The sequence below is a fragment of the Amycolatopsis sp. NPDC048633 genome (assembly GCF_040650695.1).
Taxonomy (GTDB): domain Bacteria; phylum Actinomycetota; class Actinomycetes; order Mycobacteriales; family Pseudonocardiaceae; genus Amycolatopsis.
The window spans coordinates 152,279-172,375 of sequence record NZ_JBEZHS010000010.1 but is presented as its reverse complement, the minus strand read 5'-3'; the positions used below and the strand labels follow the sequence as shown (position 1 = coordinate 172,375).

The 20,097-nt window shown below is 71.0% G+C and carries 18 protein-coding genes; 14 read left to right on the top strand and 4 right to left on the bottom strand.

Annotated elements, in window-relative coordinates; translation table 11 throughout:
* Positions 1-26: 26 nt before the first annotated feature.
* On the top strand, positions 27-1,517 hold the full coding sequence (locus AB0C38_RS20495; RefSeq protein WP_360675422.1) for an FAD-dependent oxidoreductase: 1,491 nt from the start codon (positions 27-29) through the stop codon (positions 1,515-1,517).
* On the opposite strand, the gene AB0C38_RS20490 is transcribed toward AB0C38_RS20495, so the two are convergent.
* The gene (locus tag AB0C38_RS20490; RefSeq protein WP_360675419.1) at positions 1,510-2,100 is read right to left on the bottom strand and encodes a TetR/AcrR family transcriptional regulator; all 591 of its coding nucleotides are present in this window, start codon (positions 2,098-2,100) and stop codon (positions 1,510-1,512) included. The two genes, AB0C38_RS20495 and AB0C38_RS20490, sit on opposite strands and share 8 nt — an antisense overlap.
* A gap of 65 nt (positions 2,101-2,165) precedes the next feature.
* Between AB0C38_RS20490 and AB0C38_RS20485 the strand changes: the two genes are divergently transcribed.
* The 3 genes from AB0C38_RS20485 to AB0C38_RS20475 all read left to right on the top strand — a co-directional run bounded on the left by AB0C38_RS20485 (position 2,166) and on the right by AB0C38_RS20475 (position 4,471).
* The gene (locus AB0C38_RS20485) at positions 2,166-2,627 is read left to right on the top strand and encodes a GNAT family N-acetyltransferase (RefSeq protein ID WP_360675417.1); all 462 of its coding nucleotides are present in this window, start codon (positions 2,166-2,168) and stop codon (positions 2,625-2,627) included.
* A gap of 121 nt (positions 2,628-2,748) precedes the next feature.
* Positions 2,749-3,660: a hypothetical protein gene (locus AB0C38_RS20480; protein WP_360675414.1), complete on the top strand. Its 912-nt coding sequence runs from the start codon at positions 2,749-2,751 to the stop codon at positions 3,658-3,660.
* A 490-nt stretch (positions 3,661-4,150) separates the two neighbouring features.
* Positions 4,151-4,471 (top strand): hypothetical protein, encoded by a 321-nt coding sequence (locus AB0C38_RS20475; protein ID WP_360675412.1) that lies wholly within the window; start codon positions 4,151-4,153, stop codon positions 4,469-4,471.
* Positions 4,472-4,533: 62 nt separating this feature from the next.
* On the opposite strand, the gene AB0C38_RS20470 is transcribed toward AB0C38_RS20475, so the two are convergent.
* Entirely contained in the window at positions 4,534-6,015 is a 1,482-nt protein-coding gene (locus AB0C38_RS20470) for an FGGY-family carbohydrate kinase (protein ID WP_360675409.1), read from the bottom strand.
* Between the two features lie 97 nt (positions 6,016-6,112).
* On the opposite strand from AB0C38_RS20470, the gene AB0C38_RS20465 reads away from it, so the two are divergent.
* The 8 genes from AB0C38_RS20465 (at position 6,113) to AB0C38_RS20430 (ending at position 16,045) form a co-directional block, all read left to right on the top strand.
* Positions 6,113-7,117, top strand: coding sequence for a LacI family DNA-binding transcriptional regulator (locus AB0C38_RS20465; RefSeq protein ID WP_360675406.1), 1,005 nt, complete (start codon positions 6,113-6,115; stop codon positions 7,115-7,117).
* A 69-nt stretch (positions 7,118-7,186) separates the two neighbouring features.
* Positions 7,187-8,716, top strand: a complete 1,530-nt coding sequence (locus tag AB0C38_RS20460) for a sugar ABC transporter ATP-binding protein (protein WP_360675403.1) — start codon at positions 7,187-7,189, stop codon at positions 8,714-8,716.
* Positions 8,713-9,723, top strand: coding sequence for an ABC transporter permease (locus AB0C38_RS20455; RefSeq protein WP_360675401.1), 1,011 nt, complete (start codon positions 8,713-8,715; stop codon positions 9,721-9,723). The genes AB0C38_RS20460 and AB0C38_RS20455 overlap by 4 nt, the downstream gene beginning before the upstream one ends.
* 14 nt (positions 9,724-9,737) lie before the next feature.
* Complete coding sequence (locus AB0C38_RS20450; RefSeq protein ID WP_360675398.1) at positions 9,738-10,724, top strand: substrate-binding domain-containing protein; 987 nt, start codon at positions 9,738-9,740, stop codon at positions 10,722-10,724.
* Entirely contained in the window at positions 10,724-12,130 is a 1,407-nt protein-coding gene (locus tag AB0C38_RS20445) for an L-fucose/L-arabinose isomerase family protein (RefSeq protein ID WP_360675395.1), read from the top strand. The genes AB0C38_RS20450 and AB0C38_RS20445 overlap by 1 nt, the downstream gene beginning before the upstream one ends.
* A gap of 90 nt (positions 12,131-12,220) precedes the next feature.
* Positions 12,221-13,582: an MDR family MFS transporter gene (locus AB0C38_RS20440; protein ID WP_360675392.1), complete on the top strand. Its 1,362-nt coding sequence runs from the start codon at positions 12,221-12,223 to the stop codon at positions 13,580-13,582.
* Positions 13,583-13,665: 83 nt separating this feature from the next.
* On the top strand, positions 13,666-15,162 hold the full coding sequence (locus AB0C38_RS20435; protein WP_360675389.1) for an alpha/beta hydrolase: 1,497 nt from the start codon (positions 13,666-13,668) through the stop codon (positions 15,160-15,162).
* Between the two features lie 70 nt (positions 15,163-15,232).
* A complete protein-coding gene (locus AB0C38_RS20430) occupies positions 15,233-16,045 on the top strand; it encodes a GDSL-type esterase/lipase family protein (RefSeq protein WP_360675386.1) in 813 nt (270 codons plus the stop codon).
* A 1-nt stretch (position 16,046) separates the two neighbouring features.
* Here AB0C38_RS20430 and AB0C38_RS20425 read toward each other — a convergent pair whose 3' ends face one another.
* On the bottom strand, positions 16,047-16,832 hold the full coding sequence (locus AB0C38_RS20425) for a DeoR/GlpR family DNA-binding transcription regulator (protein WP_360675383.1): 786 nt from the start codon (positions 16,830-16,832) through the stop codon (positions 16,047-16,049).
* A gap of 304 nt (positions 16,833-17,136) precedes the next feature.
* On the opposite strand from AB0C38_RS20425, the gene AB0C38_RS20420 reads away from it, so the two are divergent.
* Positions 17,137-18,507: a DUF222 domain-containing protein gene (locus AB0C38_RS20420; protein ID WP_360675381.1), complete on the top strand. Its 1,371-nt coding sequence runs from the start codon at positions 17,137-17,139 to the stop codon at positions 18,505-18,507.
* A 788-nt stretch (positions 18,508-19,295) separates the two neighbouring features.
* Here the strand turns inward: AB0C38_RS20420 and AB0C38_RS20415 are convergent.
* Positions 19,296-19,517, bottom strand: a complete 222-nt coding sequence (locus AB0C38_RS20415) for a hypothetical protein (protein WP_360675378.1) — start codon at positions 19,515-19,517, stop codon at positions 19,296-19,298.
* 138 nt (positions 19,518-19,655) lie between these two features.
* Here AB0C38_RS20415 and AB0C38_RS20410 point away from each other — a divergent pair, with 138 nt between their 5' ends.
* Positions 19,656-20,096 (top strand): GNAT family N-acetyltransferase, encoded by a 441-nt coding sequence (locus AB0C38_RS20410; RefSeq protein ID WP_360675375.1) that lies wholly within the window; start codon positions 19,656-19,658, stop codon positions 20,094-20,096.
* The last annotated feature ends 1 nt before the right edge of the window (position 20,097 follow it).

Below are 20,097 nucleotides of genomic sequence, written 5' to 3'. Positions count from 1 at the left end.
GATTCCTTTCTTGAACGGGGTGGACGATGGATCCGAAGCTGTCGCCGGAGGTACTGATCGCCGGCGCGGGCCCGACCGGGCTGACGCTGGCCTGCGAGCTCGCCCGCCGCGGCGTCTCCTTCCGCCTGGTCGAGGCCGCCCCCGGCCCGCGGCCCGGCTCGCGCGGCAAGGGCATCCAGCCGCGCACCCTCGAGGTGTTCGACGATCTCGGCATCGTCGATCGTGTGCTCGCCGCCGGCCGGCCGGCGATGCCGATGCGGTCGACCGGACCCGACGGCCAGGTGACGCTGAGCAGCGCCGACACCGAGGTTCGCCCCGACGTCCCGTACCCGGCGAGCCTGATCACGCCCGAATGGCGGGTCGAGGAAGCACTGAGGCGGCGGCTGGCGGAGTTCGGCGGCGGGGTCGAGTTCGGCACCGCGCTCGACCGCTTCGAGCAGTCGGACGAGGGCGTGTCGGCGGTGGTCGTCAAGGACGGCGAAGCCGAAACGGTCACGGCGCGCCGGCTGGTCGGCTGCGACGGCGGCCACAGCGTCGTCCGCAAGCAGGCCGGGATCGCTTTCGAGGGCGAGACACCCGAGACGGTGCGGATGATCGTCGCCGACGTCGAGGTCGACGGCCTCGACCGCGACGCTTGGCACATGTGGCGGCACGAGGAGGGTCCCGTCACCCTCTGCCCACTGCCCTCGACCGGCGTTTTCCAGTACCAGGCCGGTATCGCGCCGGGGCAGGACCCCGAGCTCAGCCTGGCGAACATGCAGGCGATCCTCGACCGGCGCAGCGGCCGCACCGACATCCGCCTGCGCGAACCGGAGTGGTCGTCGCTGTGGCGCGCCAACGTCCGCCTCGCCGACCGCTACCGCGAGGGGCGCGTGTTCCTCGCCGGCGACGCGGCGCACATCCACTCGCCCGCCGGCGGCCAGGGGATGAACACCGGCATCCAGGACGCGCACAACCTCGGCTGGAAACTCGCGGCGGTCGCGAAGGGCGCCTCGCCGGCCCTGCTCGACAGCTACGAGGCCGAGCGGCGGCCGGTCGCGGCCGGCGTGCTCTCCCTCTCGAACACGCTCTTCAAGCAGGCGATCGAGCAGAAGGGCTTCCCGATCCGCCGCACCACGCGCACGACGCAGCTCGACGTGGGCTATCGCGGCTCCGTCCTGGCGCGCGACGACCGCGACGAGACGGCCCCGCTCCGCGCCGGCGACCGGGCCCCCGACGCGACCGGGCTGAAGACGGTCGAAGGCGAACGCCGGCTGTTCGACCTGACGCGTGGCGGGCAGTTCACGTTGCTGAGTTTCGGGCCCACGCCTGGCTTTCCGGCCGGACTCAGGACTCTTCACGTCGTCGCACAACCGACCGGCGCCGACGACATCTCCGACACCGAAGGCCACCTCGCGGACGCTTACGGCGCGGCCGAAAACACCCTGGTTCTGATCCGCCCCGACGGCCACGTCGCCCTGATCTCCGACGCCGGCGACGTCTCGGCGGTCTCGGACTACCTCGCCGCGATCAGCTGACGGGTCCCAGCTCGGCGAGCGCCTGGGCCAGCGCGTCCAGCTGCAGCCGCGCCGGGTAGGCCGCCGGGTCCGCCGCGGCCAGCACGTTCAGGCCTTCGACCAGCCCCACCAGGCTCTTCGTCGTCAGCTCGAGCCGCTCGTCCGGCCACTCCGGACGGCACGCCGCGACCAGCCGCCGGATCCGCGCCAGGAACGAGTGGTTCGCCGCGCGGTGGCGTTCGGCCAGTGCGTCGTCGGCCAGCGCCGCCGCGAGGAAGCCCACCCAGACGCGGGACTCCTCGTGGTGGCCGTGCGGCAGGTCGACGGCTTGGCCGAGCACCGCTTCCAGGGCACCGAACGCGCCGGCGCTCGCGGCCTCGGCGGCGTCGGCACGGACGGCGGTGCGCTCGTAGAGCAGGTCACGCGCGTGCAGCAGCAACGCCTTCTTCGTCGGGAACGCGTGCATCACCAGGCCGGTCGTGCAGCCGGCGCGCTCGGCGACCGCGCGCAGCGTCAGGCCCGGCAGGCCGTCTTCGGCCAGGACCTGCCACGTCGCATTCGACAGCAGCTCCCGCTGGGCCTGGACGTCACGCTGCTTCGGCACGGAACCTCCTTTCCGGGAAGCGTAACAGCTGCTACGGTAACGCTTGTTACGGAAAGGGGCACGCTGTGCCGACCACCATCGAAATCACGCCGGTGACCTGGGACGATCCCGACGCCGTCCGCCTGCGAGCCGCCCAGCGAACCGAGCTGGACGCCCGCTACGGCACCGACGACCACGAGCCCGGCGCCATGCCGACCGCCGAGTCCGTCGCGGTGTTCCTCGTCGCGCGGGACGCCGGCGGTACGGCCGTGGGCTGCGGCGGGCTCCGCCTGCTCGGACCGGGTTCGGGCGAGATCAAGCGCATGTACGTCGAGCCGCCGGCCCGCGGCACCGGCGTCGCGGCCGCCCTGCTGCGCGCGCTCGAAGACCACGCACGCGGGTTCGGCATCGCCCGGCTGCTGCTGGAGACGGGCACCGGGCAGCCGGACGCGATCCGCTTCTACCAGCGCGAGGGCTACGAACCCATCGAGGCCTACGGGCCGTACGTCGGCGAACCGGTCTCGCGCTGCTTCGCCCGCGACCTGTGATCGGATTTCCGATGGCCACCCCAGCCTGAGCTATTGGTGGCCGGGGGCGCACCGGGCCTACCGTCGAAGGCACGGCGATCTGGGGTTCTTTTCGCCATTCCCTTCACACCCGGAGTTTCCCTTGCGCATCAAGCAGATCGGCGTCGTGCTGGCCGCGACCGCCGTCTTCGCCCTGCCGGCCGCACCCGCGCTGGCGGCGTCGAGGATCGTTCCCCTCGACCTCGCCGCCGGGCAGCAGCCGGAGAACATCGCCCTGGAGCCCGACGGCTCCGCGGACCTCACCTTCGCCTACACCGGCGAAATCGGCCGGGTCACGCCCGGCGGGCAGGTCCGGATCATCGCCCGGATCCCGGTGCCGGCGGACGGTGACGTCCCGGTGGTCCACCGGAAACTGTTCCTCGGCGGCATCGTCCGGGCACCCGGTGGCGACCTGTACGTCGCCATCTCGACCGGCACCCCGGCCACCGGCCTTTATCGGGTCAGGCCGGGTTCGCCGCCGGTCCAGGTGGCCGCGCTGCCGCCGTCGGGGTTCCAGAACGGCGTCGCCCGCGACCCGGCGACCGGCGATCTCTACGTGGCCGACTCGTTCGGCTCCACGGTCTGGCGGGTCTCCCGAGGACGCGTCACCGCCTTCGCGACCGGCGAGCTGCTCGCCCCGGTGAGCGGCTTCGGCGCCAACGGGATCAAGGTCCACGCCGGCGCGGTCTGGGTGTCCAACCTGGACCGCGGCACGCTGGTCCGGTTCCCGCTCACCGGCGGGCCCGGGCGGGTCGTCGCGACGGGCCTCGGGCCGGTCGACGACTTCGCCTTCCACGGCGACTCCGTCGTCGCCGCGATCAACCAGGAGAACCGGGTGGTCACGATCGGCCACGACGGAGTGCGGACGATTCTGTCCACTTCGGACGGACTGGCCAACCCGACGGCGGTCGCCGTCCGCGGCGACCAGCTGTACGTCACGGACGGCGCCTACTTCGGCGGTTCACCGAACCTCCTTCAGACGCCGCTGGCGGCGAACACGTGCGGAGCCGAGTAGGCCTTCGTGTTCTTGTCGAGCCCAGTGGTGTTCTTTCTGAGGCTTTCGCCCGTTTGCTGCAAGTTCCCGTAACTTGATCACGTCGAGCGCATGTCGCCTACTGCAATTTGCACTATGCAGCTCTCGGTCCATGGTCCTGGCGTGGCCCCGACCTGCCCGGCGGGCGCCGCGGCCGGTTTCGGGGTCCGTCCACGGAATCCCACTCCCCATTTCGGTGAATATTCAAATATGGCCTCCCATGATCGGCACGTGCATCCGCACGCCAGCTGTGCACATTCGTCGTCACGACTCGGGCGCGCCCAGTGAAATGGTTGCTGTGCGCCAAATCCGCCGGTATGTTTGCGCCGTCCCCGGAGTACCGCATCGGTCGCGGGGGTCTGCGCTGCTCGGCCGGACTGGGGAGGCCGCCGCCGGGATAGCGCTTTCCGGTGGTCGGGTCACCACCGGGGAGCAGGAGGGAAGCAGTGCCTTGGTGTACTCGGGAACGGTCATGGACGACCGGGTGACCGAGCCGTACGTGGTCGGCCAAGACGCCATCGCGGGTGAGCTGCTGCGCGGCAAGTGGTGCGTCTACCTGCACGAATGGCTCGGCGACGAACACGATCTCGCCACCTGGCGCGCCGAGGTGGCGACGCGCGCCGCGGAGTCCGGCGTCGACGTGTGCTTCATGGAGATCCCGCGCAAGGACATGACACTGGTGGCCAACGTGCACGCGCTGCCGAGCTTCGAGCAGGTCACCCAGTCCGTGGCCGCGCTGGAGCACTACCGGGACATGGTCGCGGGCCGCCGGCGGCGAGGGCGGCCCCGCTGAGGTAGACCCGGGCGGCAGCGGTCACCCGGTCGAACGGGTGAGAGCCGTCGGCCGGGACTCCGTCAGGACGTTGCGCGCTGCTGGTCCGCCAGGAAGTGCGCCGTCCCCGCCGTCGCCTCGTACAGCGCCCGGTAGTGCCCGTAGAACTCGTCGTACCGGCCGCGATTCGCCGGGTCCGGCGTCACCGTCGCGGCGATCGGGTTCCCGCGGGAGGCGTCCACCCCGACCGCCTCCGCCGCCAGCAGCGCGTCACCCAGACACGCCCCGATCGTCTCCGCCGGGATCTGCTGCGGCAGCCCGGTCACGTCCGAGACGATCCGCGTCCACAACCCACCCTTCGTCCCACCTCCGACCGCGACCAGCCGCCCCGCCGCACCACCCGCGGCAGCCATCGCCTCCAGGTTGTGCCGCACGCCGTAAGCAATCCCTTCCAGCGCCGCGCGGTAGATCTCGGCCCGCCCGTGCGACGTCGTCAGCCCGGCCAGCACACCCCGTGCGTCCGGGTCGAACAACGGCGTCCGCTCCCCCGCGAAGTACGGCAACAGCAGCAGCCCCCGGCTCCCCGCCGGCACCGAGGCCGCCTCCGCCACGAGATCCCCGAACGAGGCCCCGACCAGCTTCCGCAGCCAGTCGGTCACCGCGCCGGACGTCGCCATGCCCGCCGCCAGCGTGAAACTGCCCGGGACGACCCCGCGCGTACCCCACAGACCAGGCTGCGGCCGGGGTTCCGTCAGCACCTGGACCAGGAACATCGTCGTTCCGTACATCACCATGACGTCGCCCGGTTCGCGGACGCCGACACTCGTCGCCTCGGCCCAGGCGTCGACCGTGCCCGCCGTCACCGGCAAGCCCACCGGCAGGCCGGTCATCGCCGCCGCGGCCGCGGTGACCTCGCCCGCGACCTCCGTCGGCCACAGCAGCTCCGGCAGCGGCAACCCCGGCGCGACGCGCTCGGCCCAGTCCTCGGCCCATTCGCCGGCCACGAGGTCGTACATCGGGGTGCACTGGCTCGCCGAGTGGTGGTCCAGGACGTACCGGCCGGTCAGCCGGTGCACCAGGAACGAGCTGGCCATCAGCAGTTTCTTCGTGCGCGCGTAGACGTCCGGCTCGTGCCGGGCCAGCCAGCGCACCTTCGGCCCGACCGCCTGGCTCGTCAGCGGCGAACCCCCACGCGCCAGGATTTCGACCGCGCCGAGCTCGTCGTTCAGCGACGCGATCTCCGCGCCCGCCCGGGTGTCGACGCCGTAGAGGATCGCCGGTCGCAACGGCGTGCCCTCAGCGTCGGCGGGGAGGAGACACGGCCCGATACCGCTGATCCCGAGCCCGGCCAGCGGCCGCCCCTCGGCCGCACGCAGCAGATCGGCGACGATCCCGGTGAAGTCCGCCCACCAGACCGTTTCGGCGTCGTGCTCGAACCGGCCCGGACGCGGCGTCGAGACGGTGTGCTCGCGGACCGACCGGGCGAGCACCGCGCCACCGGGGTCCACCAGCACGCCTTTCGAACTGGCCGTGCCGATGTCCACGCCGAGCAGCAGTCCCGTCATCCGCCCCTCCACGGACCAAACTGCGGGAAATCGATTACCACCACGCTATGGTGTGCCGGAAGCAGTGTCAACGAACGAGAGAGCGAACGAGGACGCGGTGGCGACGATCTCCGACGTGGCGGCGCTGGCCGGGGTCTCGACCGCGACCGTGTCGAGGGCGCTCAACGGCAAGTCCACTGTGGACCCGGTGCTGGCCGAGCGCGTGGCCAGGGCCGTGGAAGAGCTCGGCTACACGCCGAACGGCCTCGCGCGCAGCCTGCGCCGCCGCGAGACCGCGGTGCTGGCACTGATCATCTCCGACGTCGAGAACCCGTTCTTCACCGCCATCGCGCGCGGGGTCGAAGACACGGCGCAGGCGGCCGGGTACTCGGTGATGCTGTGCAACTCCGACGAGAACACCGCCAAGGAACGCCGGTACGTCGAGGTCGCGGCGCAGGAGCGGCTCGCCGGCGTGATCATGTCGCCGACCACCGGCGACAGCGACGTCCGGCCGCTGACCACCCACCGGACGCCGATCGTGACGGTCGACCGGCGCCTCGGCTCGGCGGACTGCGACGCCGTGCTCCTCGACTCCCGCGCCGCGGCCCGGGAGGCCGTGCGGCACCTGGTCTCGCAGGGGTACCAGCGGATCGGCTGCATCGCCGGCCCGCCCGGCGTCACCACGGCGGACGACCGGCTCGACGGATACCGCGACGGACTCCGCGACGCGGGCCGGAAGTATGTGGCGAAACTGGTGCGCCGCTGCGATTTCCGCGAAACCGGCGGCCGCGAAGCCGCGACGCAGCTGCTGACGAAACCCGACCCCCCGGACGCGCTCCTGGTTTCCAGCAGCACGATGTCGGTCGGCGTGCTGCAGGTGATGGCGGAGCTGGGCCTGCGCTCCGGCCGCGACGTCGGGATCGTCTCGTTCGACGACGCACCGTGGGCGACGCTGATTTCGCCGGCGCTGACGGTGGTCGCCCAGCCCGCCCACGCGATGGGCCAGCTGGCCGCCCGCCTCCTCCTCGACCACATCGCCGACGCCGGTTCCCGCGCGACGACCACGACCACGATGGCCGCGCAGCTGATCATCCGGGGAAGCTCCACCCGTAGTGACGCTTGACACACCCCCGCGCCGCCCCTAGCGTCGAGTAATCGATTACTCCCATCTTCCGCCGACGCGAGGGGTGTCATGGAAGAGCCGGGTACCCCGCTGGTCGCGATGACCGGCGTCAGCAAGGCCTACGGCGGCACGCTCGCCTGCGACCACATCGACTTCACCGTGCGCCGCGGTGAAGTCCACGCGCTGCTCGGGGAAAACGGCGCCGGGAAGTCGACGCTGGTGCGGATCCTCTCCGGCGACGTCACCGGGTACCGCGGCACCATCGAGATCGACGGCGAGCCCGTGAAGTTCACCGACCCCGCCGACGCGCGAAGACGCGGCATCGCGATGATCCCGCAGGAGCTCGACCTCGTCCCCGGGCTTTCCGTCGCCGCCAACATCTTCCTCGGCCGCGAGCTGCGCACGAAGGCCGGCACCGTCGCGCGGCAGCGGATGCACCGCGAGACCCGGGAACTGCTGGCCCGCACCGGGATCGCGCTCGACCCGAAGCGCGCCGTCGGCGAGCTGCGCACCGGCGAGCAGCAGCTCGTCGCCATCGCCAAGGCCCTCGCCCTCGACGCGCGTGTGCTGGTCATGGACGAGCCGACGTCCGCGCTCACCGGTGCCGAGGTCGAGCGCATGGTCAAGGTGATCACCGAGCTCCGCGAGGCGGGCGCCGGGATCGTCTACATCTCCCACCGGCTCGAGGAGATCGGCCGGATCGCCGACCGCGCCACCGTCCTGCGCAACGGCCGCGTCGCCGCCGGGTTCGCCGCCCGCGACCTCACCGTCGAGCAGGTCACCGAGGCGATGATCGGCCGCCCGGTCCAGTCGCTGTTCCGCGTCAAGCACGGCGAAACCGGCGGCGAGCTGCTGCGGCTCGACGACTTCGCGCTGCGTCCGCGGCGGCACCGGCCCGGCCGCCGGGAGCCCGCCGGGATCTCGCTCACCGTCCGCGCCGGCGAGATCGTCGGCCTGGGCGGCCTGCTCGGCTCGGGCCGCACCGAACTCCTGGAGACGCTCTTCGGCGCCGGGACGCCCGGCCGCTGGCACGGGCGCCTGTCCTTCGACGGCCGCGAAATCCGCCCGAGGAGCCCGCGCCAAGCCGTCAAACTCGGCCTCGCCCTCGTGCCCGAGGACCGCCGGATCGCCGGCTTGGCCCTGCCCCACTCCGTCCGCGCGAACACCGCGTTGTCCATTGTGGACAGGCTGGCGACGGCGGGATTCCTGGCCCGCCGGCGCGAGAACGACGTCACGACGAAGGTCCTCACCGACTTGAAGGTGAAAGGCGCGCTCGCCGACCCCGTCGGCACCCTCTCTGGCGGCAACCAGCAGAAGGTCGTGCTCGGCCGGGCGCTGCTCACCGAGCCGAAGCTGCTCCTGCTCGACGAGCCGACCCGCGGCGTCGACGTCGGCGCGAAGGCGGAGATCTACCAGCTGCTGGCCGCCGCGGCCGCCCGCGGCATCGGCGTCCTGCTCGCCTCCTCCGAACCCGCCGAGCTGGTCGGGCTGTGCGACCGCGTCGTCGTCCTCCACGACGGTCGCAGCAGCCAAGAACTCGACACGCACGACGCGGGCGAGGCCGAGCTGCTGGCCGCAGCGATGGGAGAAACGCGATGACCACGGCGGAGTTCATCCCGACCCGGCGCGCCGCCGTCGTGGACACGCTGTTCCGCTTCCAGAGCCTCTTCGGTCTCGTCCTGGTCCTCGCGGCGGCGGTCGTGTTCTCGCCGAGCCACGACGGCGACCTCGTGTTCCTCAGCAGCGAGAACCTCTTCAACGTCGTCCGCGCGATCGCCGAGATCGGCATCATCGCCATCGGGATGACGTTCGTGATCCTGGTCGGCGGGATCGACCTGTCGGTCGGCGCGGTGCTCGGGCTCGCCGCCGTCGGCTCGGCCGTGCTGCTGGTGAACGACGGCTTCGGCGTGCTCCCGGCCGTGCTCGTCGTGCTCGCCGCCGGGCTGGTCTTCGGCCTGCTGCAGGGCGTCGCGTCGGCGGTGTTCGGCATCCAGGCGTTCATCGTCACGCTGGCCGGGCTGCAGGTCGCGCGCGGGCTCGCCCGGATCTGGTCGGGCGGCCAGGGCGTCGCGATCGCGTACGGCGACGGGCCCGGCGAGGCGCCCGTCGCGTTCTCCCTGCTCGGCGAACGGACGTTCAACGGGCTGGTGCCCATCCCCGCGGTGATCTTCGCGGTGGTCGCCGTCGCGGCCATCGTGTTCCTGCGCACCAGCGCGTTCGCCCGGCACGTCTACGCGATCGGCGGCAACGAGAAGGCCGCGCGTCTCTCCGGCGTCGCCGTCACCCGGGTCAAGGTGCTGGTCTACGGGCTGAGCGGGCTGCTCGCGGCGCTCGCCGGGATCATCCACGCGGGCCAGCTGAACCAGGGCAGCCCCAACGACGGCAGCGGCTACGAGCTCGACGCCATCGCCGCGGTCGTGATCGGCGGCACCGCGCTCTCCGGCGGCCGCGGCTCGGTGTCCGGCACGGTCGCCGGCGCGCTGCTGCTGGGCGTGCTCAACAACATCCTGGCGCTGAACAGCGTCGACCCCAACGTGCAACTCCTGATCAAGGGCCTGGTCATCGTGGTCGCCGCGGGCCTGCAGCGACTGCGTCCGACACCGTAGAGGGGAAGAAAGAGATGTCCGGCAAGCACTTCGCGTTACCCGCTTTGGTCCTGCTCCTGGCCGCTTGCGGCACCACGCACGAGAACTCCGGTCAGGGCGCCTCGACGTCCGCGGCGGCCTGCAAGGGCGCCGCGGGGAAGTACACGATCGGGGTGAGCCAGGCCAACGTCGCCGAGCCCTACCGCAAGCAGATGGACGACGACATCGCCCGCGCGGCGAAGCAGTACCCGCAGTTCACCGTCAGCTTCGCCGACGCCCAGCAGGACAACGCCAAGCAGGTCGCGGACGTCGAGAACTTCCTGACCCAGCGGATCGACCTGCTGATCATCAGCCCCAACGAGGCCACTCCGCTGACCGCGGTCGTCAAGAAGGCCTACGACAAGGGCATCCCGGTGCTGGTGCTGGACCGCAAGGTCGACGGCGACGCGTACACGCAGTGGATCGGCGCCGACAACGTCGACATCGGCCGGCAGGCCGGGCAGTACCTGGCCGACAAGGTCCTGCCGCAGGGCGGCAAGATCGCCGAGATCCGCGGGCTCGCCGGGTCCACGCCGGCCAAGGAGCGCCAGGACGGCTTCGCGAAGGGCATCGAAGGCCGCGGCATCGACATCGTGACCACAGTGGACGGTGACTGGCTGCGCGAGAAGGGCCAGCAGCAGGCGGACGCCGTGTTCAAGGCGCACCCGGAGATCCAGGCCGTCTATTCGCAGAACGACCCGATGGCCGAAGGCGCCTACCTCGCCGCGAAAGCGGCCGGACTGGACCAGAAGATCAAGTTCCTCGGCATCGACGGCCTACCCATCCCGTCCGGCGGGATCAAGGCGGTCGAAGCCGGGCGCCTCGCCGCGACGTTCGTCTACCCGACGGGCGGCCGCGAGGCGGTGGCGTCGGCGAAGAGCATCCTCGTCGACTGCGCCAAGCCGGCGAAGACGCAGATGCTGGCGACGGAGCTCGTCACCCAGGCGAACGCCGCCGAGGTGTACGCGAAGGGCAACCGCTGATGGCTCGCATCGGCGTCGTCAGTCTTTCCGACGGCCGCGACTACGTCCACAGTGGAATCGCGGACTTCGTTCGCGGCACCGAAGACCGGCTGGTCGCGGCCCTCACCGAAGCGGGTCACGAGGTCGTCAGGGCTTCGGCGCCGGTGTCGGCCACCACGTTGGCCACCTCGTTCGCGCGGGAGATCGAGGCGGCCGGGGTCGACCTGACCGTGCTGCACTACTGCGTCTGGGCGTTCCCGCACTTCACGATGCTCGCCGCGGGCGCGCTCGGCGGGCCGCTGGTGCTGGTCGCGAACCTCGACCCGGTGCAGCCCGGCATGGTCGGGATGCTCGCCGCCGGTGGCGCGCTCGACCAGATCGGCCGGAAGCACACCCGGCTCTGGGGCGACCCGCCGGACGTCGTCCCCGCGATCGGGGTGCGGGCCCGGGCCGCGGCCGCCGTGGCGAAGCTGCGCGGCAGCACGTTCGGCCGGATCGGCGGGCGGCCGATGGGGATGAACACCGCCGTCGCCAACACCGACCAGTGGCAGCGCCAGTTCGGCGTCGACGTCGAGGAGATCGACCAGTGGGAGATCGTCCGGCGCACCGAAGCGGCCGACCCGGCGGAGAAACGCGGGGCGCGTGAGTGGCTGGAGCGGCACGCGACCGTCCGCTACGACGGCGTCAAGCTGACGCCGGAGCTGCTGGAACGCCAGGCCGGCTCGTACCTCGCGATGCGGTCGCTGATCGACGAGTGGAACCTGGACTTCACCGGGATCAAGGGCCAGCCCGAGCTGACGCGGCACTTCGCGACGATGGACGTCGCCGAGGCGTTCTTGAACGACCCGTACGACTGGAACGGGCCCAAGGAGACGCACGTGTGCGCGACCGAGGCCGACATGGACGGCGCGCTTACGATGCAGCTGATGAAGCACCTGTCGGGGACGCCGGTGCTGTTCGCCGACGTCCGCCACTACCACGCGGACCGCGACATCTGGGACCTCTGCAACTCCGGCCAGCACGCAACGTGGTTCGCCGCCCGCAGCGACGACCCGGCCGAGAACCTCGCGCGCGTGACTCTCCACCCCTCGGTGTTCTTCTTCCCGGCGGGCGGAGCGTCGGTGCACCACATCGCGGCGCCAGGACAGATGACCCTGGCCCGGCTCACCCGCCTCGACGGCCAGTACCGGCTGCAGCTGATGCTGGGCGAGTTCGAGAACTACTCCCCGGAAACGACTTCCGCGTTGGAGGCGCAGTCGACCCCGGAGTGGCCGCACGCGTTCGCAAGGTTGGACACACCGGCGTCGACGTTCCTATCGCGGTTCGGCGCCAACCACATCCACGCGGTACCGGGCGACCGGCGGGCGGAGCTGCGGGCGGTGTGCGAGCTGCTGGGGATAACCCTGGACGAGTTCACCCGCGGCTGAGCGGAACTGTCGGCGCCCTCCGCTAGCGTGGAAAACGGGGGCTGCGCGGATCTTGACTTCAACCTTGCTTCAGCTTTTACCGTCGCCACCATGACTGCTCCTCCCATCCCGCGCGCCGTCTGGATCGCCTCCGGCGTCATGGCCCTCGGCGGCTTCCTGGGCAACATGGACGGCTCGATCGTCGCGGTCGGGCTGGAGTCGATGAGGCTGCAACTGGGGGTCAGCCTCATCGAAATCCAGTGGGTGGCGACGGCGTTCCTGCTCGGCCTCTCCGCCGCCCTCCCCCTGACCCCGTGGCTGGTCAAACGGCTCGGCGCCGGACGGCTGTGGCTCTGGGCGCTGGCCGCGTTCCTGCTGACGTCGGTGGCCTGCGCCCTCGCGCCGGACGCGGTCGCGCTCATCGCCTTCCGCACGCTGCAGGGCATGGCCACCGGCGTCATGGTCACCGCCGGGCAGACGGTGATCGGGCTGGCCGTCGGGCCGGAACGGCTGGGCCGCACCATGGGCACGCTGGGGCTGGTGGTCGGGCTGGCGCCGGTCGTCGGGCCGAGCGTCGGCGGGTTCCTGCTCGCGCACTTCTCGTGGCCGGTGCTGTTCTGGCTCAACCTCCCGATCGGGCTGGTCGCGTTCGGCCTGGCCCTGCGGTACGTGCCGCGCGGCGACCGCGGGCAACCGCCGCCGATGGACTGGCCGGGGCTGCTGCTGGTCTCGCTCGGCCTGCCGCTCCTGGTCTACACGCTCGCCGAACGCGACGCGCTGTTCGCGGCCGTCGGCGCCCTCGCGCTCGCGGTGTTCGCCTGGCGTTCGCTGCGCGTGCGGCACCCGGTGCTGAACCTGCGGCTGGCCGCGCGGCCCGTCATGGGCTCGGCGCTGGCGTCCGTCCTGATGGCCGGCGCCGGGATGTTCGGCGCGGTCCTGCTGCTGCCGCTGTGGTTCCAGGTCCGGCTCGGCGCCGGGCCGGCCGAGGCCGGCGTCCTGCTCGCGCCGATGGGCCTGGCCACCACGGTGTTCGTGCTCGTGGCCGGCCGGCTGACCGACCGCTACGGCGGCGGCACCGTCGCGCTCACCGGTTCGGCGGTGGTGCTGGCGAGCACCGTCCCGCTCCTTTGGCTCGGCCCGGACGCCCCGCTGTGGCTGGTCCAGGCGGTGCTCGTGGTCCGCGGCGCGGGACTCGGGCTGTCGATCATGCCCGCGTCGACGGCGGCGTACGCGTCGGTCGACGCCGGCGAACTGGGCCACGCGACGGCGTTGGTCAACATCGTGATGCGCGTGGGCGGCGCGGTCGGGGGCGCGTTGTGCGTGATCGTGCTGTCCCGCGGCCTCACCGTCGACCCGGCGACCGGGTTCGGCTGGGCGTTCGGGGTGCTGGGAGTCATCTGCGTTCTCGGCACGGCGGCGGCCGCCTGGCTCCGGCAGGCCGAGCGTTCGTCCACAGTGGACGGCACGATGTGATTCACCTGGGAACCTGGCGCGATCACCGGTTTGGTGATTTCCTGGAGCCGATCAACCACTGTCGGTAAGGGGAAGGGCTGGCGATGTCGGGGGTATCCAAGCGGCTGGTGACGGCCGCGGCAGCGACGGCGGTGCTGGGGAGTCTGCTCACCGCGGCGCCGGCGTCGGCCGCCACAGCGATCGACTGGAAGCCGTGCGCGGACGCGCCGGGCGTGGAGTGCGGCGCGGTGACCGTGCCGATCGACTGGGCGCACCCCGATCGGGGCACGGCGAGCATCGCGCTCGCCCGGCGCAAGGCCACGGATCCGCAGGCGCGCATCGGGTCGGTCCTGATGGACCCGGGCGGCCCCGGCGGGCCGGGCGCCGGCGAGGTCAAGGGCGGCTGGACGCTCTCGCCGGAGATCACCAAGCGCTTCGACACCGTGGGCTTCGACCCGCGCGGCGTCGGCGACAGCACGCAGATCAAGTGCGGGCTCGACGAGGTCATCGCCGACCACCCGCAGGTCCCGCGCAACCAGGCCGAGTTCGAGCAGCTCGCGGCGTACAACCGGAAGCTCGGCGAGAGCTGCAACCGGCTTTCCGGGCCGCTGGGGCAGTTCGCGGACACCGAGAGCGTCGCGCGGGACATGGACGCCATCCGCGCCGCGCTCGGCGAGAAGAAGCTGACGTACTACGGGGTTTCTTACGGCACGCTGATGGGCCAGCAGTACGCCGAGCTGTTCCCGGACAAGGTCCGCGCGCTCGTGCTGGACAGCAACATGGACCACTCGCAACACACGGCGTTCGAGTTCCTCAACAGCGAAACGCAGTCGGTGCAGGCGGAGTTCGGCGAGTTCGTGGCGTGGTGCGGCCGGACGCCGAGCTGCGCGCTGCACGGCCAAGACGTCTCGAAGCTGACGCGCGGCCTGCAGGACAAGGCCGCGCGCGGGGAGCTGAAGGACCCGCAGAGCGGCGAGGTCGTCACACCGCTTTCGCTGGCGTCGATCTTCCAGGGCTCCTTCTACGGCCCCAGCTGGGATCGGCTGGCGACCGTCCTCAAGTCCTTCGCGGACGGCACCCCGCCGGCCGCATCCGCGCAGCTGAAGGACGACATCCCGGTCAACACCGTGTTCCAGAGCGTCTTCTGCGACGACTGGCGCCTGCCGGTGCACAACTACGCCGAGCTCGAGGCCTACCGCCGGACGGCCGCGGCCCTCGCGCCGGACGTCAAGGTCAACTCGCTGGGCTGGCAGGCGGTCACCGGCTGCATCGGCTGGCCGAACAAGGCGAGCAACACCCAGCACCCGCTGCAGGTGCACGGCGCGCCGCCGCTGCTGATGCTGAGCAGCAAGTACGACCCCGCGACGCCGTACGCGTGGTCGCAGGCCGCGGCCCGCCAGAGCGGCAGCACGCTGCTCACCTACGACGGCTGGGGCCACGGCGCGTACTCCAAGAACAGCCAGTGCGTGATCAAGGCGACCGACGCCTACCTGATCAGCGGCAAGCTCCCGGCGCGGGGCACGCACTGCGCGGCCGTCGAGCCGGGCACGCCCGAGGCCCGGATCGCCGGGCCGAAACCGCCGGCGGCGATCGGCTTCTGACGCTTCCGTCGCGTGGCCGGAACGAGGACAATCGTTCCGGCCACGCACTGGTGCGGGGAAGGGAGCCGGGATGCTTCGTCGATTCTTCGTCATGGCCGTGGCGGTCGTCGCGGCCAGTTCCCTGCTCACAGCGCCGGCGGAGGCGACTTCTCGCCACGGCGGGTATCTCGCGCTCGGCGATTCCGTCGCGTTCGGCTACCGGCCCGACGCGGGCGCGGCCTACTTGAACGCGGCCAACTTCAGCGGCTACGCGGAGAAGTACGCATCGCTGCGCGGGCTCCGGCTCGCGAACGCGTCCTGTCCCGGCGAGACGACGGGCAGCATGCTGGTCGTCAGCGCGCCGAGCAACGGCTGCGAGAACGGCTACCGGTTGGCCTACCCCCTGCACGTCGGCTACGCGGGCGCGCAGATCGACTACGCCGTGCAGTACCTGCGGACCCACCGGGACACCCGGCTCGTGACGCTGACCATCGGCGCGAACGACATGTTCCTCTGCCAGGCCACGACGCCGGACCAGTGCACGGGCGCCTCTTTCGACGCCGCTCTGGGCCAGGTGAGCCGCAATCTCGCGGCGATCCTCTCCGCGGTGCGCGCCCACTACCGCGGTGATCTCGTGCTGGTGTCGTACTACTCGCTCGACTACCGCGACGCGACGCAGGTGTCGCAGGTCAGAGCGATCGACGCGGCGCTGGCGAAGGTGACCCGCCGCTACCACGGCAAGATCGCGGACGGCTTCACGGCGTTCCGCCTGGCCTCCCTGCGCGCGGGCGGCGACCCGTGCGCCGCGGGGCTGCTGATCAAGCTGCCGACGGGCGGCTGCGACGTCCACCCGACCGCGGCCGGCCACCGCGCCCTGACGGCGGCCCTGGCGTTCGCGCGCTGAGTCAGACCGCCTGAACCTCGACCCCGGCGGCTTCGAAGGCGCGCACCACCTCCGGGTCGGCATCGGCGTCCGTGACCAGGGAATGCACCTGCGTCGTCTCGCAGATCCGGGCAAAGGCCCGCCGCCCCAGCTTCGACCCGTCCGCGACGGCGACCACCCGCTCGGCGCGTTCGACCATCAGCCGGTTGATGCTGGCCTCGCCCTCGTGGTGGGCGAAGGCACCGGCGCCGGCATCGAAGGCGTCGACGCCGAGGAACAGCAGGTCGATGGTGAGCTCGCTGAGCACCCGCGTGGCCAAGGGCCCGCTCAGCTCGAACGACTGCGGCCGCGCGACACCGCCGGTCACGACGATCTTGACGTTCGGCCGCACGGCGAGCTCGTGCGCGATGTTGAGCGCGTTGGTGACAACGGTGATCCCCGGCGCGTCACCCCGTCCGCCCAGGTCGGACCGGATCGCCAGCGCCCGGGCGACACCTGCGGTGGTGGTCCCCCCGTTGAGGCCGACCACCATCCCCTTGGCGGCCAAGGCAGCGGCGGCGGCGCTGATCCGCTGCTTCTCCGGCGCGTGCCGGGCGGTCTTGTAGCGCAGCGGCAGGTCATAGGCGAGATCGTTGGCAACGGCGCCCCCGCGCGTGCGCGTGAGCAGCTGCTGTTCGGCGAGGTGGTCGAGATCCCGGCGGATGGTGGCGGCCGAGACGTCCAGCTCCGCCGCGACGTCCTCGACGTCGATCTTTTCCCGCTGCCCCAGCATGTCCAGCAGGGTGGTCAACCGTTCGTGCCGGGCCATCGGTGGTACTCCCTCTTGCCTTCAGCCGCCCTTTCACGCATGAGGTTGCGCTGTTGGCCGCCGTTTCGAGCATTATGCTGCATCGGGGGGTGTTCGGTGTGTGTGGCACGCCGTTTTGCCCATCCTCGTGTTGTCGGGTCTTCAAGATGCGGCTTCGCCGGGGCGTGGGAAATCGGCGCTTCGTGTTGTTGCTTGCTGCCCGGTGCGGGAGCGCCGATTCCCCACGCAATGGTGCCCCTGCCGCGCCACCGCTTCCACCTGATCGTGTGATGACCATGCGTTCGACTGCCGGTAATCTTGGTGTGTGGACAGCGAAACGGTGTGGAAAGCGGATGCGGTGGCCTTGGCCGATCGTATCTCCGCGCTGCTCACCGTTGCGCGGTCTGCCGAGGCGGAGATCGGTTCACTGCTCGCGGAAATCGAGTCCCGTGGTGTCATGAAACTCTTCGGATATCGGTCTGTAGCACGGCTTTTCGAGCATCTCGCCGATGTTCCCAAGTCTGCCGCCGAGACTGTGGTCAAACGAGCCCGAGCCCTCGCACCTGGCTGCAACCTCGACGGCACGCCGATCCCCGCTGTTGCTCCCGCCACCGGCACTGCCGCTGCTGATGGCCGGTTGAGCACGCCGATGATCGACACGATTGTTGGTGTAGTGACTCAACTTTCGCCTGAGCACCGCGACGAGGCCGAACAGCACCTCCTGACCTTCGCCGAAGACGCCGGGCACAAACAGGTCGCCGCGTTGGGTGCGCGAATCGTGGCCCACCTCGACCCCGACGGCACCGAACCCGACACGACCGAACCGGCCACGCCCAGCCGAGAGCTTTCCTTACGCCGCAAAAGAACCGGGGTCTGGGAGCTGAACGGCCGCTTCGACGACGAGACCGGTACCCGCGCCAGCGCTCTGCTGGACTCCCTGGCTCAACGCCGCACGACCGACGAGGGCCCAGACCTACGTTCGCCGCAGGAACGCTACGGCGACGCCTTCTCCGACACGATCGACCTCGCCCTGAATTCCCCAGAGTTGCCGATGCAGGCTGGCGAGCGAGCGCACGTGATGATCGCGATCTCGTTGGCAGATTTGAAGTCCGGCATCGGCACAGGCCCCCTCGGCAACACCCCCACCACGCCGAAGACCGGCGCCCGCCAGGCCATCCTCGGCAACCTCGGCACTGCGCCCAAGACCGGGGCCGGCCGTGCCACCCTCGGCGACACCGCCACACCCAAGGCCGGCGCCGGCCGGGCCACCCTCGGCGACCTCGGCACCATGTCCGCCGCCGAGGCCCGGATCCACGCCTGCGACTGCATGGTCATCCCCGCAGTCCTGGGCAAGAACAGCGAACCCCTCGACCTCGGCCGCCAGAGCCGGTTGGTGACAACCGGAATCCGCCGCGCGCTCTACCTGCGCGACCGCGGCTGCGCCTTCCCGGGCTGCCATCGCCTACCCCGCCACTGCCAAGGCCACCACATCCGCCACTGGGCAGACGGCGGCCCGACCGAGCTGAGCAATCTGGTGTTGATGTGCGCTCATCACCACCGGTTGCTGCACCGCTCAGGCTGGCAAGTCCGCATCGCCGCCGACGGATTGCCCGAGTTTCTGCCACCAGTATTCCTGGACAGGCGCCGAAAACCCAGGCGCAACAACCTCCACCAACCACTGCCATTCGCGGCGTAACAACCGAACACGGGAAAGGCCTGCAGCCAACGGCTACGGGCCTACACCCACGCCCCGAGCAATCCACAACCAGCGCGAACCGGAAGGTCTCACTGGAGGGCATCGCTCCGACAAAGTCACTACCCGAACTGCCATCCCGATCTCCACCCAGTCACCGACAGAATGCCATCGGCGGCGGACTGCCAGCCGGCGCGCACCGCCAGATCACAGGCCCACGCCGCCAAACTCGAGTCGCCCGGAGCCGAGCAAGCCACCTACTCCAACCCGACGGCGGGCCTGCAGCTCAAGAAACCGCGCCCACCCCCACCTCCCCCAAACCGGCCGACCCCACGTCACCCGAGCCAACCACCGGCCACGCCCACCATCAGGGCAGCCGCGCACCCGTCGCCTCGTCGAACGGGTGCACCGATTCCCTCTTCGACTCCAGCTTGATCGGCTCTCCCCGTTGCCACGGCGCCATCCACCCTCGGGGGAGGGTGGCCTGCGGAGGTTGCGCTGCAAGATCGGGCGGGATCGGCTCGAAGGCGGGCGGGCTACCGCCGCCTGCCTTAGACAAGGGGTGGGCGCCCCGCGAAACTTGGGCGGCGAGCCGAAAGTGAGCGGGCCACCGCCGCTCGCGCATCGGAACCGGTGTACTGCGGAAACGGTGGGTGGCGAGCCCGGAACCCGGTGGACTACCGCCGCTCGCACTGCGGGAACCCGGGAGGTGCCGCGGAAGTCATGGGCGAGCGCGCTGCCGCGAAACCGGGGCGCCGCGGAAACCCAGCGGCGAGCCGGAAGCCGGTGGACTACCGCGACTTGCGGCGCCAGAGGCCGGTGACCACGGCCAGCGCGCGTGACCGCGGCGTCCGGGCGGCGGTCGGCTCGGGGCCGACCTGGCGGCGCATCCGGTAGGCCAGCTCGAGTACCTCCAGGTCCTCGGGGCGGCGTCTGCCGTGGACGTCCGGGCGGAGCATCAGCTCTCCCACCGTGACGGGCTTGCCACTGGCACGGTGTGCCGTGCGCGCCATCGGGAACCTCCGCTTGCTTTGCCGATCACGACCTGATGGGTGCTGATTCTATGAATCTGATTCGGGTTCGTCACCTTACTGGCGAGTTGTGTCCGGCGTGTTCACCGAACCGGTCAACCGGGGCGTTAGCCTCGACGCATGATCACTCTTGGGGGCCTCACCGCGGAAGACCGTCCGGCCTGGGAAAACCTGTTCGCCGGCTACAACACGTTCTACGGCAGGACGCTCGCACCCGAACTGATGGACCGTGCCTGGCGGGAGTTCGCCAGCGGCGAGCGGATGCACGCGCTCGGTGCTCGGCTCGACGGTGAGCTCGTCGGGATCGTGCACTTCTTCACGCACGTCAGCACGACGTCCGCCGACGTCTGCTACCTGCAGGACCTGTTCACCGACGCCAAGGCGCGCGGACGCGGGGTCGGCCGGGCGCTGATCGAAGCCGTCGCCGACTGGGCTCGCGAACAGGGTTGCGGCCGCGTCTACTGGCACACGCAAACCTCGAACACCACCGCCCGGCGGCTCTACGACCAGGTCGCCCTCGACAAGGGGTTCATGCAGTACCAGATCCCGCTCGACTCCTAGC